This window comes from Marinobacter aromaticivorans, from assembly GCF_002806975.1.
GTDB lineage: Bacteria > Pseudomonadota > Gammaproteobacteria > Pseudomonadales > Oleiphilaceae > Marinobacter > Marinobacter aromaticivorans.
This window is the reverse complement of the sequence record NZ_NIHD01000018.1, coordinates 15,285-31,623: the sequence shown is the minus strand read 5'-3', so window position 1 is coordinate 31,623 and position 16,339 is coordinate 15,285. Positions and strand designations below refer to the sequence as shown.

The following is a 16,339-nucleotide window of genomic DNA, read 5'->3' as shown; positions in this document are numbered from 1 at the left end:
TGAACCACCTTACTCGTAGCGACCGATGATCGAGATACTGCAAATATTCTGGTGCGGGAAACCGCCCAGGTTGTGGTTCAGTGCCAACCTCGGATCCTTCAGCTGACGGTCCCCGGCGCGGCCATGGAACTGCAGATAGTTCTCGTAGATCATCCGGAGACCTGAAGCGCCAATTGGGTGGCCAAAGCACTTCAGGCCGCCATCGATCTGGCAGGGAATGCGGCCATCGGCGTCGAAATCACCATTAAGCACATCCCACACCGCTTGACCTTCGTCCGAAAGCTGCAGGTCTTCCATGGTGACCAGCTCGGTGATCGAGAAGCAGTCATGCACTTCGGTCATACTGACTTCGTCCCGGGGCTTGGTGATACCCGCCTCGTCGTAGGCCCGCTGAGCCGCGATGCGGGTGGTCTTCAGGTACGATCCATCCCACTTGCTGAAGCCGGCTTCTTCACCGTTGGAGGCCGCAAGCTGCAGCGCTTTGACAGATACCAGGTCTGCCTTTCCAAGGGCACGGGCAATTTCTGGAGTGCAGACAATCGCACAAGCTGCGCCGTCACTCACACCACAACAGTCAAACAGCCCGATCGGCTCAGCAATGTAAGGAGCATTCATGGCCTGCTCTTCGGTGATCTCGCGCTGCAGGTGGGCCTTGGGGTTCTTGGCCCCATTCGCATGACTCTTCACGGAGACATGGGCCATGGCGCGTTTCAGGTCTCCCTGGTCGACACCGTGCTTGGCACGGTAACCACTGGCGAGCTGCGCGAAAGCGCCTGGCGCAGAAAGGTTGGGCCAGTACATGTCATTCTCAACGCCCCGGGTACGCTGCGGCAGACCGCCGTACCCCACGTCCTTGAGCTTCTCCACACCCAGTGCCAGGGCAATATCACAAGCACCAGAGGCAACGGCGTAAACCGCGCCCCGGAAGGCTTCGGTACCGGTGGCACACATATTCTCAACCTTGGTCACTGGAATATTGGGCAGTCGCAGCGCGATGGACAGCGGCATGGCGCTGGCGCCTACGTTGAAGGCATCGATACCAGCACCGAACCAGGCCATCTCGATCTGGTTCTTGTCGATACCCGCATCCGCCAGACTCTCCTCAAACGCTTCGGACATCAGGTCCGCAGGACTGGCATCCCAGCGCTCACCAAACTTGCTGCAGCCCATTCCAAGGATCACTGCTTTATCTTTGATTCCACTAGCCATTGTTAGTCACCTGTAGTCACTGCGTGAGTTATTGCTGAGCCGGAGTGGCCTTCCAGAAGTACTTCCGGAAGCCACGCTGATTATCGAACTGCCGGATACGGAAGTGCACGGAAACCTCAACACCGGTATCCATGGTGCCCGACTCAACTTCCGTGAAGTCCATCATCAGGCGACCACCACCCTCAAACTCCACCAGGCCAAAGTACGCCGGCGGATTCCAGTCAAAGGTCAGGCGGTCGGCAGTCCAGGTCATCACGCGACCCTTGACGGCAGACATCGGGTGATCGTCCTGGCTATCTAGGGCACCACACTCAGGGTTAACGCAATATTTTTCCTTGGGAATCTGCACGGTGCCGCAGCTGCGGCACTTGCCACCGATGAATCCGGTGAGCAGGTCCTTGCGACGGTACATGGCCGCCAGATAACTCTGCTTGTCCAGCTCGCCACGCTTGCCGACCTCACGGTCCACGAGATTGTTGAAGTTCAGGAACTTGTTATAATTGGCATCCTCGCGGCGACGAGCCAGAGCACCAGTGAAGCCCGTTTCCGGACGCTTGCCGGCGAGCGCATCAGTTGCACGCAGCAGCACGGCGTCAGCACCCTGCCCGAAACCAGTCAACAGGATCAGGTCACCCGTTTTGGCTTTCTCCAGTGCTTCCGTGAGCAACAGGATCGGATGAGCAACGCCGGTGACGCCCAGATCCTCAATGTGGTTGTCGATCACCGCGTCGGCGGAAATGCCAATCTTTCTGGCGACGGCGCCAGGAGTACGGGCCTGATCGCAGGCCAGAACAAAGTGGGCAATGTCGGATGGCTTCACACCAGCCTTATCCAGGAGCCGTGATACCACCAGCGGAACACTCTTCATGTAACCTTCCTCGCGAATCCAACGCTCTTCCCACTCGTAGTCAATGGTGGAATCTTCACCACGGTAATGGTCTACAAAGTCAGTAACGTAAGTTTCACTACCCAAGTAGTCCGCAATCACACCCTCATTTCCCACCGAAACAGCCGCAGCTCCATCGCCCCAAAGCATTTCCGCCCGAGAGCCACACTTGCTGCGACGGTGCTCGGAGGCCACCAGCAGGGCATTTCCCGGGGTCGATCCGGACTCAAGCATGGCGATCAGAGCCGATGTGCCGGCGCGCTGGGAAGCCGCGACATCCATCGTGCGAAGATCGTCGCCCAAATTAAGTGCCTGGCTTACGACCACCGAGTTCTGACGATCCAGAAATGGCAGAGTGGTTGAAGCCAGATACAGAGTATTCACGGAACCAGCATCGAGAACGGACAAACAGTCCTGGCCAGCTTCCACAGCCATGGTGAGAGTGTCTTCATCCCAGTTGCAGACACTACGCTCGCCCTTGGCCAGGCCACGCAGGCTGGCATCAAACCAGTCGTTGGCATCAGCAATAGCAGACTTCTGCAGGCGAGTCCGGGGAATGTAGGCACCGTAAGCGGTAATACCAGACATGTGAATTCCTTCCTTATCTTGTTGTGCGACCCCGGCCGCCGAAGGCAGCCGGATTGCCAGATGAATAGTCGAATTACAGGGAGCGGGCGATGACCAGCTTCATGACTTCAGAGGCGCCACCGTAGATACGGCGAACCCGAGCATCGACGAACATGCGTGAGATCGGATACTCACACATGTAACCGTAACCACCAAACAGCTGCAGACACTTGTCGACCACCACACCTTCGTTCTCGGTAGTCCACAGCTTGGCCATGGCGCCCTCTTCCGGGGTCAGCGTGCCGTCAGAACACTTCTTGATGCACTGATCGAGGAAGGCCCAACCCACGTCCAGGTTTGTCTTGATTTCTGCGAGGGTGAACTGCGTATTCTGGAAATCGGCCAAGGCCTGGCCGAACATCTTGCGTTCTTTAACATACTCATTGGTCAGATCAAAGGCGCGCTGCGCTTCCGCCTGAGCACGACAGGCAATAGTGATCCGCTCGCGGGGCAGCTCGCGCATCATCATGGCAAACCCCTCACCTTCCTGGCCAACCAGGTTGGTAACCGGGACACGCACATCCTGGAAGAACATTTCCGAGGTGTCTGCCGCCTTCTGGCCTATCTTGTCCAGGTTACGACCACGCTCAAAACCAGGGCGGTCCGTCTCGACAATAATCATGCTAATTCCTCGAGCGCCCTTGCCAGGATCAGTAACACATGCAAGAAGCACAAAATCAGAATTCTGACCGTTAGTAATGTAGGTCTTCTGGCCATTGATAACGTACTCGTCGCCATCACGAACGGCGGAGGTGCGGATGGCCTTAAGATCACTGCCAGCACCCGGCTCGGTCATTCCAATAGAGGCAATCGTTTCACCAGTAACCATGTTCGGCAGCCACTGCCGCTTCTGATCTTCAGTACCAGCGTTCATGAGGTAGTAAGCAACGATATCGGCACTTACAGAGAACCCCACGCTGGCGCCACCGATGGCATAACCAGTCTCCTCAGAGAGCACCATGTTGTAGAGGAAATCCGCACCCGGTCCGCCATACTCCTCAGGCACACCACAACACAAAAAACCGTTCTCACCCGCTTTGCGCCAAAACGACTTTGGGACAATGCCATCTTTCTCCCACCGCTCGATATTAGGTTCGAGTTCCGTTCGAAAAAAGCGGCGGGCATTTTCACGGAACAGCTCGTGCTCACTGCTAAAGATAGAACGGTTTTGCATAGTTTTCACCCTCCTTATGATTTTTGCCAGAGGTGATCCCGAAGCTTTATCGCCTCTTTCAAGGTTCGGCAAAGCCGCACTTTGCGGAAAACCAGATGCAATCAACTGTATCAGTGAGGAAAAACCACAACAATTATATACTTTTTATATGAATCATCGTTTTTGGGCATACCAAAAGAATGTACTACCAACCAGGCAGCCTCTGATTAACTCCGGATCACCTCTGGCTTGCAGAGCGGTTTACAATCAAGGCCCGACCTTGCAGGAAGGCTGGTTGCCTTTCAAAAGTCGCAACGCAGAGTGTTGATCGCTCTGCAAGCCCCGAAGGGCGATCCCTGAGAGCTGCACCTGCTGCGTTGCCGCTCTTGCCAAGGGCTACGGCCATTGGCTGCGAACCGTGCCTTGCACCTGCAGCTCTCAGGGCTCGCAGAAGCGATTCGGAGTTAATTAGAGTCTCTTTAGGTTTCGCTTGCACAGATGGTATAGAGTAGAGCAAACCAATAATTAATTGTTATAGAAGAGGCCTCCCTCGATGCCCTTCAACCTGAACATAGATTTGCGTCAGCTAAACACCTTTCTGACGGTAGCCGACACCGGCAGCTTCAGCCGCGCATCGGAAAAGCTGTTCGTAGCGCAGCCAGCACTCAGTCGTCAGATTCGCATGCTTGAGGAAGCTCTGAACGTGGAGGTCTTTGTACGCCACGGTAGAGGAGTCGTACTCACCGCCGCGGGAGAACTGCTGTATGAAAGGGCCCGAATCCTGTTGCAAAGCCTTGAGCGAACCCAGGCAGATGTCACGGCAGTTGCCGGTGAAGTGACGGGCCAGGTAATACTCGGCTTGCTCCCAACAGTCACCCATCGTTTTTCTGGCACAATTATTGAGCAGTACCGAAAACGATTTCCTCAGGTGCACCTGGCTGTCAAATCTGCCATGAGTGGCACCTTGCAGCAGATGGTAATGCAGCACCGACTGAACCTAGCAATCAGCTACAACCACAGCAACCATAAGAATCTCCGTTACCGGCCTCTGATTGAAGAACAGCTCTATCTGATCTCGCCAACCGATACACGTATCTCAAAACGCTCGGAGATTACGCTGGATGAAGTGGTTGAATTACTACTGGTAATACCTGAAGAAAAGCATGGGCTCCGAATCTCTATGGAAAAGGAAGCTGCCGAACGCAACAAAACACTTAATCTGGCCATGGAGGTAAGTGCCTGGCCCATGCTGACCGACATGGTTCGTCGGGGTCTGGGCTATACCATTCTCTCCTCAGCTGCGGTTCATGACATGGTTCAGAGAAACGAGGTGGTCGCCATTCCTATTACGTCACCGGAAATAAAGCGAACGCTCTCTATCGTAACCCCAACGGACCTTCCCGCCTCCGTTGCCACCATGAAACTGGCAGAAATCATCATGCAGCAAGTGGCAGAACAGGTCGAAGCCGGTAAATGGAAAGGCAAGTTATTGTTTAACCCGAAAAAAATCAGCCAGGCGGCTCGCAAAGACGGCGAGATCACAGGAATAAACGAGTAACTTTCGAGCGATCTTCCAAATCGATTTCAGAAGGAAAACATGCCAAAACGGGATATTTATTTTTATTAGTGCACCAGGCATGGCGCGTAGCGCCTTGACGGGCGTTGTTCCGGTTCAGATGGTGCTGGCCGGATGACTTGGGGGTGCAGTCCTCTTTGGGGCCCGCAAGGGTGTCCATCGCGAGGTGGAATCTGAAGGAAGCTGCAGGCAAAGCACTGGCCCGACGAACAGGAACCGCATGAGGCGGTAACACCGGGCAAGGGGCCATTATTGTAAAACCCAGTATTTGAACGGAAGGTGTGGACGTAGATGCAGCTGGTATAAGTGTGAAGGTCACGCGCCTTCTCAGCCGGTACGCCAGGCCAGCATTCCCAAGCCGCAGGGCGGTGAACGGATGTTTGGCATCCCGACGGTACAGGATCGGCTGATCCAACAGGCCCTTCACCAAGTGCTGAGCCCGATGCTGGAACCGACCCTCGGATAACAGCTATGGGCTCTGGCCCGGTCGAAGTGCCCATCAGGCGGTCACGGCGACGCAGCGGCACATCGACGACGGCTACGGCTGGGTGGTCGATCTGGATCTGGCTCAGTTCGTTGACCGGGTCAATCACACGGTGTGCTGATGGACCTGCTGGCCTGTCGCATCACCGATCGCCAGGACAGATGGTATCTACCTGCAAGCCGAATGCTCGAAGGTGGGCTGGTCAGCCCGAAACGGGTAGGCACGCCGCAAGGCGGCTTATGTAAAGCTTTACATAAGCCGCCTTATGTCCAGTAAATGATTATGCAAAGTTAACTGCCACAGCGTGGGCGTGGCGTCCCTGAGGGACAAATATACTTTACATAATATTCCTCCTAGAACAGGTAGTGAGAGGTCATGTGGCCTCGCGAAACCCTTTGGGAGGAACTGTGATGAATCAACAACCCTTTTCTGAACTCACAGCGGAGCTTGAACAAGAACTAATACGGCTGCATTACACCGCCTCAACCATCCGCTTCTATCACAACATATGGAACAAGATTGGCCTGTTTCTGGAAGCCGAAGATAGCGCTTGCTTCACGGAAAAGCTGGGATTGCGTTTTCTGGAATCACGATACAACTTCCTGGAACGAGAGCAAAACGGCAGCCTGACACAAAGCGTGATCAATGTCGGGCGCGTCGTTCGTATGCTGGGCGATTTCCAGCAACACGGTTGTATTCTGCGCCGATACTACAAACACCGGGAGTTGTTGCAGACCGATGCCTTCAAGCGCACCTTATCTTTGTATACGGCCGACTGCCAACAAAGACAGTTTTCTCCGGTGACCCAAGATCACTATCGTAAGGGGGCCGAGAAATTTCTCAGCTTTCTGGAGTCCCAAAGTGTAACGGAGTGCGCCCACATTGCCGCTGGGCATTGTGCCTCCTATACGCTGACGTGGCGTGGCTATCAGGCCAAAACGATTGAGCTGCAGTGTTGTGCCCTACGTTCTTTTTTGCGCTACCTCCATGCCACGAAGCAGCATGCCCAGAACCTGGCGGACAAGGTTCCCAGCGTTTTGGTGCACAAACACGCGCGCATCCCGTCGGCGTGGACGGCAGAACAAGTCACCCAGGTGCTGAACGCAATTGATCGGGGCAATCCCTCGGGCAAACGGGACTATGCCATGATCCTGCTGGTTGCACGGTTGGGTTTGCGCACCATGGATGTCAAGCACTTGCAGATGGCCGATCTGCACTGGAGCGAACGTCGGATCGAGTTCGTGGTTTCAAAGACCGGTCAGGTGCTCAGTCTTCCTCTGTTACCCGATGTCGGCTGGGCAATTATTGACTACCTGCAGCACGGTCGTCCCCAAGTGGAATCATCCTATGTCTTTTTACGGCATCTTGCGCCACTGGAGCCCTTTGCCGACGATGATCATCTATATCAGATCCTGGAGAAGTACCGTAAGTTGGCGCACATTTCACTGCCTGTTAACAGGAAACGCGGCATGCATTCGCTACGGCATACGTTGGCCAGCCTCTTGCTGGAGCATCAAACGCCCTTGGCCGTCATCTCCGACATCCTCGGCCATGCCAATACCGATTCGACAGCCGTGTATCTTAAAATCGACGTGGAGCGGCTGCGCGAATGCGCCCTTGACCCGGACAAGGAGCTGCGCCAATGAATACTGTAAGCTATCAGGGTCCATTGGCGGAATACATGGAAGGCCTGCTCCAGCACAAGCGGGCGCTGGGCTTCCACTACGATACGCCGGCACGGACACTCCGGCATTTCGACCAATTCTGCATCACTTCACACTGGACCAGACCCAGCTTGGATGAATCCCTCGTAGAGGGATGGAATCAAAAGCGTCCGCACGAAGCGCATGCCACATGGAAAGGGCGTATTCAGGTGGTCCGGCAATTGGCGCTGTATATGGCACGGCTGGGCTTGCCGGCTTATGTGACGCCTGTCGGGCGCTTGCCCAAGGGGCCTCGCTATGTTCCCCATATTTTCAGTGCGGCGGAACTCAGGGCTTTTTTTTGCCAAGTGGACGCCTGCGCTTACTGCCCTGAGGTGCCTTACCGCCACCTGACCATGCCTCTGCTGTTTCGCCTCCTGTACGGTTGCGGCTTGCGGGTGTCCGAGATATTGCACCTGCGGATCGCTGACGTGGATCCTGACGCAGGCGTGTTGACGATCCGGGATACCAAGTTTCACAAGGATCGTCTGGTTCCTGTTACAGAGGGGCTCCAGGAGCGCCTACTGCGCTATTTTCAGCAGGTACATCGATTTTCAGGAACGAATGAATGCGTCTTCTGGCTTGCGGATCACCATCCGCTCTCCGTGGGCAATGTCTATAAAAACTTCCGTCGATTTCTCTGGCACGCCGGGATCTCTCATGGCGGCTGGGGCAAGGGTCCCCGCGTGCACGACTTTCGGCATACCTTCGCGGTTCACTGCCTGAAGGGCTGGGTGCGTGACAGCAAGGATCTGGCGGCCTATTTGCCCTTGCTTAAAACCTATTTGGGCCACTACTCCTTTCAGGATTCCGCATACTATTTACGGCTGACCGCTGATCTCTATCCGGATATCACTGTTCGGGTAGAGCAGAGCGTTGGTTATGTCGTGCCCGACATCGAGGGAGGCAGCAGTGATGAAACCGACTGATTTTGCCCAAGCACTGACCACTTACTTATCCAGCTACTTGCCTGGCCAGAAAAACGCCAGCCTTCACACAGTCCAGTCCTATCGCGATACCTTCAAGCTGCTCCTCCGTTACTGTCAATGTGTCCGAGGCTTAGCGATTGAACGACTGTCGCTCAGTGATATCGATGACCAGCTTATTATTGGCTTTCTTGAATGGCTGGAAACAAAGCGCCATAACCAGATCGCCACTCGCAACCAAAGATTGGCCTGTATCCATGCGTTCTATCGCTATTTGCAAACCGAAGACCCGGCCGGCTTATGGTTGTATCAGAAGATCCTGGCCCTGCCCATGAAAAAGACACCCCGCCCGGTGATCGCGCATCTGACGCCGGCCGCTTTGCAAGTACTCCTAGCACAGCCCGACCGGGCCACACGAAGCGGCCGACGTGACGCGACCCTGCTCGCCGTGCTGTATGATACCGGTGCACGGGTACAGGAACTGCTGGATTTACGGGTCCGTGACATTCGTCTAGCACCACCTCCACTTCTGACCTTGACGGGCAAGGGGAACAAAGCCCGCCAAGTCCCGTTAATGTCCCCAACCACCAAATTACTCGGGCGGTATCTGGACGAATGGCACTTGGAGCGGAACGGAACACAGGACTGCCCCGTGTTTTTCAATCGCCGACGACAGAAGATGACCCGCGCCGGGGTGGCGTTTATTCTGGAGAAATATGCCACTCAAGCCCGACGACACTCGACAGACATTCCCGAGCACGTCACACCACATGCGCTACGCCATTCGAAAGCCATGCACCTGCTGCAGTCTGGCGTAAACTTAATCTATATCCGCGACCTCATGGGTCACACAGATATCGCAACGACGGAAATCTATGCTCGGGCAGATACCGAGTTAAAGCGAAAGGCCCTTGAGCAGGTCTACCCATCACTTATTTCCGACGAGTTACCCGATTGGACAACAGATGACGCGCTACTTGAGTGGTTGAGCAGATTTTGACTGAGTTGACGGAATTATGCGAAGTAAATCCACTGATCGTTCCTTTCTTCTCTACGCTGTGACGGTTTACTTTGCATAATCATTTACTGGACATAAGGGGGCCCCCTGTCACCCGTGCTCTCCAACGTGCTCTTGACCGAACTGGATCGGGACACTGATATGTTTTGACCTGTCAAATGGTTGCACCTCCGGTTAAGCACGTTGGATCAGAGTAGGGCCAGACAGTTTGCGACGGTGGATCATACTGATATACGTGGATTGGTTACCGACCTGACTTCACTACGTCGCGGAGCTGGCCTTTCTCTAGTAGCAGGGATCAGCGACCGGAACCGCCTTTGGGCGGATTCCCGGCCACTGCCGGTTTAGTGTCCTCAAGGGTTCTCCACACCGGTCTGGCCCTGCTCTGACTCAACGTGCCTCTTTACCTCATCCTATGCCTGTTGATGGATTGGCGTTTACCCGACGTTCGCGGCCCGCGAACCCTCGGTATTTCTTCCCGGACGATCGCCCAGATAAAACCTGCCAATTCCCTCGCAATCGCCACACACACCAGTTTGCTGTTCTTGCCCGCCTGAATGAGATCCCGGTAGCGACCGCAAAGCCGTTTTTGGGCTTGCCAGGCGATACCCTTCGCGGCCTCTGACGCTGGGGCGGCCTTACGCTTGAGGTATTTCGTCTGGCGTGCCGGGAAGCGGTAACTCCAGGCTGACTCGACCAGCATCCGCCGGGCATGCCCATTGCCCGTGAGCGTGATGCCGCCCTGACGACGCCTCCCGCCACTGCTGTGTTCGCTCGGCACCAGCCCCAAAAATGCCATTAACTGGCGGGGCGAGTCGAAGCGGGAGATATCCCCCAACTCGGCCAGCAACACCATGGCGGCCAGTGTGTCGATCCCCCGCAGCGCGACTAGGGCTTCCACCACCGGTGCCAGGGACCACTGCGCCAACGCCCGTTCCATCTGTGTCCGCAAATCGGCCACCCGCTGTGTCGCCGCCTTCACCGCATCGACATACTCCTGCAGTACCACCTACTGCCAGTCGTGCGTAAATTTCAGCGACTCCAGCCATGTGTAGTGGGCTTCCGTCCAGCGCTTCTTGCCCGCAGGCCAGGCGTGACCGTGACGCAGCACGAAAGCGCTCAGCTGCTGGCGGGCCTTGCGTTCCTGCGACTTCATATCGCCACGAGCACGGGTCAGATCCCGCATCGCTTCCTGCTCCGGGCCGGGCACCCAGACCGGCGTCAGATCGCCGCTGCGCGCAAGGCGGGCCAGCTTCAATGCATCCCGGCGGTCCGTCTTGATCCGCTCCGCCGGTGCCTTGGGAATGCGCGATGGCGCCACCACCTCACAGGTATGCCCGGTACCGACGAGCTGGTGATACAGACCATAGCCGCACGGCCCCGCCTCATACACAAACTGTAAAACACCACCACCAAACCGCTCACTCAGACGCCGCACGAGCTTCTCAATCGTCGGGCGGTTGGCAATCTCACCTTCGGAGCAGGGTTCCTGCCGACCGGGTTCGGCCACCGCCACCGCCACCGCCACCGCAATCGTTTCCTTGTGGACATCCAGGCCCACATACGCGGCGTAACATTCCTGCCCGGGTAGTTCCAGCCTCCCTGCAACAGTATCGATTCGGGACGCTTCTGGTTTAAACTCATTCATGACCTGTCCTCCTCAAGGTGACTCTGCTGTTGGTTTCTTTCCGTCCTCAACAATAACCCACGATCGTTGAGGACGGGCAGGTCAAAACATCATGTCTCGAGCGCCGGGGATACCGGTTCTGCCGCTACGCGGACCATGGTGTGCCACGAAGGCGCGCAGCCGAGCGCAAGCTTGCTGCGTAGCCATGCTGCACACGAGATGAGGGAGGGGCCTCGGAACCACTGTACAGGCGGAGGCTCCAAACCGCCCACTACTGCTGCCTTTAAGAGAGGTGGTGGGAAGCGAGCTGGGGATAAGGCAGCCCCCCCGGGGCGACTCGACGCAACCTCTATGTCCGAAGCGAACGAGCCGGCCATCGGGTTATGACCAGCATTACCCCCTTCCTGGAAGCTCATCTGCGCCTGACGGTGAACACGGCGAAAAGCGCCGTGGATCTTCCTTGGCGACGGGCCTTCGTGGCCAAGCTGAGTCCTCTGCTCAAGCGATCTCACGAGCAATCGCTAACGACGACCATCCGGAAGCTGAACCCGGTACTCAGGAGCTGGGTGAAGTACTATCGTATGACGGCGTCGAAGCGACCGTTTGAAGCACGGAATGGCTGGCTACGGCGGCGACTCCGGTTGATCCTTTGGCTACACTGGAAACGAGCCCGCACACGGCGGCCCCGCGACCTGATGCGGTTAAACCTGACCGAGCCGAGGGCCTGGATGGGTGCCACGAATGGTCGTGGACCCTGGTGGAACAGTGGCGCACCCCACATGAACTTAGCACTGCCAAAGAAGGTGTTCAACGGCCTGTCTTTGGTAAGCTTGCTAATGTAGTTGGCCGCATAACCGGAGTCGTTGGGTAAAGCTGACATACTGCTCGCGGAGACCGGGTATTTCAGTGCCACAAATGTCGCCGCTAGCGAAAAGGCCTGCATGGATCCATTCATTGCCATCAAACGGGAAAATGCCAACAGCCGCCGTTGGAGCGATTCGCCGAACTGATGCCTATAGCCAAGGAAAGCACGTCAGTCGAGCGCATTATGATGGGGTAGGTCAATCCAGCATGTCTAGTCTGATGGCCAGCCTAGCAAGTGCATATGAAGATGAAACACCAGTTGGCCACCGTCCCTGCCGCAGTTGATCGTGGTGCGAAAATTTCCCGACACCCCTTCCCTCTCAGCGACCTTACGCGCCGCCAGAGATAGGTCCCCCATCAACCGGACATCTTCTGGCTCCAGATCGTTCATGGTCGGAATATGTTGCTTTGGAATGATCAAAACATGGGTGGGCGCTTGCGGATTACTGTCGTGAAAAGCTAAAACGCTGTCCGTTTCGAGTACGATATCAGGCTTAATCTCGCCGTCGATCATCTTACAGAAGATACAGTCGCTCATAAGTTTCTTTCCTCCTAAAAGCTGCCTATAAGTACACCACAGAGGGGGAATCGGTTGACTCCGGCTCCAGAGACAAGGATAGCATAAACGTGAAAACTACGCTCCCTATCGCACAATCGCCATCGTAAACAGGATTATAGCGAACAGAAAAACATCTGCCTGGGAATGGACTATGGCGCTAATGGTTGTGATCCTGTATTCAATGACCCATGGTCAGCCCAACGTCCAGCCAATCACGTGAGATCTTGAACGCTGCAAACGATAGAGCTTCAGCCCGTGAGCCCGCCAAATCCGGCGGACCGTGTCCGGACTTGTGTTTGTCATTGCTCTGCCATCGAACGGGTGCTCCAATGCATCACATTGACCGGACAGGATTGTGCCGTCAAACGCACAATCTCCTCGGTAGCAACTCGTACTTTGCGATCGCCACGAGGACGGTCCTGGCGCAGCGGGTAGCTGCGGTTATAGTCCTCGTTCCATTCCGCTAACTTCGCCATTACAGTGGTTGCATCAGGAAGATCGATCAGGTAAGGATGGTCCCATTTGAATCTCTCATGAAAGTCTCAGCCATGCCGTTGTCCGTCAGCCATTCCAGCGGTTGCGGAACACGCTTAGACTGGCCGAAGCAATATTCCAGACTTTTCAACAGTAAGTCCCGAACCTTCTCGACGGTGATGCAAATGGTCATCGCCACGTATCGCCTCAGTTCACGATTACAGCAGTCCAGGCTGAACGCGGCAAGAAGGGTTACGTTCTCGGCCACGCTCTGACGAAACAAGGTCAGGTGCATAAAAGCAACTACCAGTGAAACGCTGGTATAAAGTTCGCGACGTAGCACCTGCAGAGTCCGGTTACTTGGGATATCCTTGATGGTACCGCTAAAAAAGCTGGTGGTTATGTGCCTGCCATCACCGCCATGTTGTCATAGCCCAGTTTGGGCGCGACATTGCAGCCAATAATCATAAACGCCCCCTGACCTATGGCATCCAAAACAAGAAATAACTGGTGCAGATGCCGCACGAAGAGAGCAATCACGATGGTGACCGGGCCACGGTAATGGTCAGATAGATATTGCGAGGGCGCTGGGTCCAGGTGACCGGGAAGTTACCCAGAAGAAGGTGCCGGACAGTTCCGCCACCAAGGGCCTGGCTGCAATGGCCGGGGAGATTGTGCTGTGCTGATTCGGTTCGGCAGCCTGCAGGAAACAGACGGCTCCGCTGATTCTGGAAGGCATTGGCCACGTGCCATGGGTCGAGTGTCCGACGCTACTTGCCGAGTTATTGCTCAAACGTCCGGGCTGACTAAAAGGGGCCAATGCCTATATTGGCCCCTGCACAAAAGATCAGAAGAACGCCTGAAGCCCGGTCTGGGCTCGACCAAGAATCAGGGCGTGCACGTCGTGGGTGCCTTCATAGGTGTTCACCACTTCCAGATTCACCAGGTGTCGCGCCACCCCGAATTCATCACTTATGCCGTTACCCCCGAGCATATCCCTGGCCAGGCGGGCAACATCCAGAGCCTTGCCACAGGAATTGCGCTTCATGATGGAAGTGATCTCGACAGCCGCCGTGCCCTCATCCTTCATCCGACCAAGACGCAGGCAGCCTTGCAGGGCCAGGGTGATGTCGGTCTGCATATCTGCCAGCTTTTTCTGGATCAGTTGATTGGCGGCCAGAGGTCGATTGAACTGTTTTCGATCAAGCACGTATTTACGTGCGGTGTGCCAGCAGTCTTCGGCAGCGCCGAGGGCACCCCAGGAAATACCGTAACGGGCGGAGTTCAGGCAGGTGAACGGCCCCTTCAGCCCCCGCACGTCCGGGAAGGCGTTTTCTTCCGGCACAAAGACGCCGTCCATCACGATTTCACCGGTGATCGAGGCCCGCAACCCTACCTTGCCGTGAATCGCCGGGGCAGTCAGGCCCTCCCAGCCCTTCTCCAGCACAAAGCCGCGAATCGCGCCGTCGTCGTCCTTGGCCCAGACCACGAACACATCAGCGATCGGGCTGTTAGTGATCCACATCTTGCTGCCGGTCAGGCGGTAACCGCCGTCCACCTTGCGGGCGCGTGTCGCCATGTTGCCGGGATCGGAGCCATGGTCTGGTTCGGTCAACCCGAAACACCCGATCCATTCTCCGGAAGCGAGTTTGGGCAGATACTTCTGGCGGGTTTCCTCATTACCGAATTCGTAGATGGGCACCATCACCAGGGATGACTGTACACTCATCATGGACCGGTAACCGGAGTCCACCCGCTCCACCTCGCGAGCGATCAGGCCATAACACACGTAGTTCAGCCCGCTACCGCCGTATTGCTCGGGAATGGTACACCCCAGCAGGCCTGTCTCGCCCATTTCCCGGAATATCTCCGGGTCGGTCTGTTCGTTGCGGAAGGCTTCCAGCACCCGGGGCCGGAGCTTACTTTCGGCAAACTGGCGAGCACTCTCGCGCACCATACGCTCGTCTTCGGTCAGTTGCTGGTCCAGCAACAGCGGGTCTTCCCAGTTGAAACTTGCTTGGTTGGCCATGTCGGTTGTCTCCGATTGTTGATCTTGTCTTGATGGCGGGTGGTCAGGCCACCTGCTGTGAAGCCTGCCGGGGTATCTCCAGCAGGGCCGAATACTGTCCGAGGTGGAAGTCGTCATCCCCGAACTGATGAGTCAGCATCACCAGGCGCTTGGCGTGGTGGGCCAATGAATATTCCCAGGTCATACCAATACCGCCGTGCAACTGGACAGACTGCTCGGCAATCAGCTGTGACGCCCGGGCCACGGTGAACTTGGCAGCGGCAAGCCGTCGGCTGCGACTTTCCGAATCCGGGTCGTCTGCCACACAGGCTGCAAGAATGGTCATGGAGCGCGCCAGCTCGAGTTCGCCGCGCATTTCCGCCATCCGGTGCTGAAGCGCCTGGAAGCGGCCAATCGGTGAGCCGAACTGCTGGCGCGTTTTCAGGTAGTCCAGAGTCAGCCGGAAGGCCTCCTCCATACTGCCTACCGCCTCGGCGCACTGCGCGGCAACCGCACGGCCACGCTGATAGGCCAGCGCCGGCGCGGCCTTACCCGCCGGTCCGAGCAGGCTGTCCGCCTCGACGTAGACATCCGCCAGTGCAAGATCACAGGCCCTTGGGCCGTCTATGCAGGGGTAGCTGGTGCGCGAAACACCCTCAGCCGCCGGGTCCAGCAGAAACAGGCTTACACCTTCACCATCACTCATCCGGGCAGTGACCAGGATGGTGTGGGCAAGCTCGCCGCCGATCACTACCCGTTTGCGGCCGCTCAGACGCCAGCCCCGTTCACAGGGCACCGCCTGGCATTCAATCGCCTCTGGATGGTAGTGGCTACCTGCTTCCTCGTCGGCCACCGTCAACAGACGCTCGCCTGCCGCCACCGCTGGCAGAATCGACTGCCGCTGTTCGGCGGAACCCAGTTGCTCAACCAGGCCGACAGCATAGATCTGGGAATGCAGGTACGGCTCAAGACACAGGCCCCGGCCGAGCTCCTTCATCACCAGCATGTTTTCCACGCCTGTGCCGCCGAAGCCTTCGTACTCGGCAGCGATTGGCACCGAGGTAATGCCCAGCTCCGACAACTGGCGCCAGAACTCCGGGCTGTAACCCCGGGAGCTCTGGTAAAATACTTCCCGCTGCTCAAAACTGTAGGTGTTGCGGACCAGACGCTCGACCGTATCCGCCAGCATCTGTTGCTCTTCGTTCAGTTCAAAATTCATGGTCTC

13 protein-coding genes and 2 pseudogenes are annotated in these 16,339 nt (G+C 56.5%); 5 read left to right on the top strand and 10 right to left on the bottom strand.

The annotated features are described in order from the left end of the window. Window positions 1-9: 9 nt before the first annotated feature. The 3 genes from CDH48_RS17555 to CDH48_RS17545 form a co-directional block, all read right to left on the bottom strand. Window positions 10-1,209, bottom strand: a complete 1,200-nt coding sequence (locus CDH48_RS17555; protein ID WP_062362653.1) for an acetyl-CoA acetyltransferase — start codon at window positions 1,207-1,209, stop codon at window positions 10-12. A 28-nt stretch (window positions 1,210-1,237) separates the two neighbouring features. Beyond that, a complete protein-coding gene (locus tag CDH48_RS17550) occupies window positions 1,238-2,683 on the bottom strand; it encodes a 3-oxoacyl-[acyl-carrier-protein] synthase III C-terminal domain-containing protein (protein ID WP_100690026.1) in 1,446 nt (481 codons plus the stop codon). A 73-nt stretch (window positions 2,684-2,756) separates the two neighbouring features. After that, the gene (locus CDH48_RS17545) at window positions 2,757-3,896 is read right to left on the bottom strand and encodes an acyl-CoA dehydrogenase family protein (RefSeq protein ID WP_100690025.1); all 1,140 of its coding nucleotides are present in this window, start codon (window positions 3,894-3,896) and stop codon (window positions 2,757-2,759) included. Between the two features lie 532 nt (window positions 3,897-4,428). On the opposite strand from CDH48_RS17545, the gene CDH48_RS17540 reads away from it, so the two are divergent. The 4 genes from CDH48_RS17540 to CDH48_RS17520 all read left to right on the top strand — a co-directional run bounded on the left by CDH48_RS17540 (window position 4,429) and on the right by CDH48_RS17520 (window position 9,564). Continuing rightward, window positions 4,429-5,433 (top strand): LysR family transcriptional regulator, encoded by a 1,005-nt coding sequence (locus CDH48_RS17540; RefSeq protein WP_100690024.1) that lies wholly within the window; start codon window positions 4,429-4,431, stop codon window positions 5,431-5,433. Between the two features lie 912 nt (window positions 5,434-6,345). Next, complete coding sequence (locus CDH48_RS17530; protein WP_100690023.1) at window positions 6,346-7,581, top strand: site-specific integrase; 1,236 nt, start codon at window positions 6,346-6,348, stop codon at window positions 7,579-7,581. Beyond that, a complete protein-coding gene (locus CDH48_RS17525) occupies window positions 7,578-8,567 on the top strand; it encodes a tyrosine-type recombinase/integrase (protein ID WP_100690022.1) in 990 nt (329 codons plus the stop codon). The genes CDH48_RS17530 and CDH48_RS17525 overlap by 4 nt, the downstream gene beginning before the upstream one ends. Beyond that, window positions 8,554-9,564, top strand: a complete 1,011-nt coding sequence (locus CDH48_RS17520; RefSeq protein WP_100690021.1) for a site-specific integrase — start codon at window positions 8,554-8,556, stop codon at window positions 9,562-9,564. Before CDH48_RS17525 ends, CDH48_RS17520 begins: the two co-directional genes overlap by 14 nt. Window positions 9,565-9,985: 421 nt before the next feature. Here the strand turns inward: CDH48_RS17520 and CDH48_RS17515 are convergent. After that, window positions 9,986-11,179 (bottom strand): annotated as a pseudogene (locus CDH48_RS17515) (IS110 family RNA-guided transposase). A 413-nt stretch (window positions 11,180-11,592) separates the two neighbouring features. Between CDH48_RS17515 and CDH48_RS19750 the strand changes: the two are divergent. After that, window positions 11,593-12,051, top strand: a complete 459-nt coding sequence (locus tag CDH48_RS19750; RefSeq protein ID WP_100690020.1) for a group II intron maturase-specific domain-containing protein — start codon at window positions 11,593-11,595, stop codon at window positions 12,049-12,051. A 233-nt stretch (window positions 12,052-12,284) separates the two neighbouring features. Here the strand turns inward: CDH48_RS19750 and CDH48_RS17505 are convergent, their stop codons facing one another. From CDH48_RS17505 to CDH48_RS17490, 6 genes and pseudogenes are all read right to left on the bottom strand, one after another. Continuing rightward, the gene (locus CDH48_RS17505) at window positions 12,285-12,611 is read right to left on the bottom strand and encodes a histidine triad nucleotide-binding protein (protein ID WP_100690019.1); all 327 of its coding nucleotides are present in this window, start codon (window positions 12,609-12,611) and stop codon (window positions 12,285-12,287) included. A 449-nt stretch (window positions 12,612-13,060) separates the two neighbouring features. Continuing rightward, a pseudogene (locus CDH48_RS19270) lies at window positions 13,061-13,347 on the bottom strand (IS3 family transposase); the annotation flags it as partial. Window positions 13,348-13,505: 158 nt separating this feature from the next. Further along, on the bottom strand, window positions 13,506-13,646 hold the full coding sequence (locus tag CDH48_RS19265; RefSeq protein WP_198515526.1) for a hypothetical protein: 141 nt from the start codon (window positions 13,644-13,646) through the stop codon (window positions 13,506-13,508). Then, window positions 13,643-13,852, bottom strand: coding sequence for a TRIC cation channel family protein (locus CDH48_RS19745; RefSeq protein WP_198515525.1), 210 nt, complete (start codon window positions 13,850-13,852; stop codon window positions 13,643-13,645). The genes CDH48_RS19265 and CDH48_RS19745 overlap by 4 nt, the downstream gene beginning before the upstream one ends. Window positions 13,853-13,953: 101 nt before the next feature. Next, window positions 13,954-15,135 (bottom strand): acyl-CoA dehydrogenase, encoded by a 1,182-nt coding sequence (locus tag CDH48_RS17495; protein ID WP_100690018.1) that lies wholly within the window; start codon window positions 15,133-15,135, stop codon window positions 13,954-13,956. Between the two features lie 43 nt (window positions 15,136-15,178). Then, window positions 15,179-16,333: an acyl-CoA dehydrogenase family protein gene (locus CDH48_RS17490; RefSeq protein WP_100690017.1), complete on the bottom strand. Its 1,155-nt coding sequence runs from the start codon at window positions 16,331-16,333 to the stop codon at window positions 15,179-15,181. Between the last annotated feature and the right edge of the window lie 6 nt (window positions 16,334-16,339).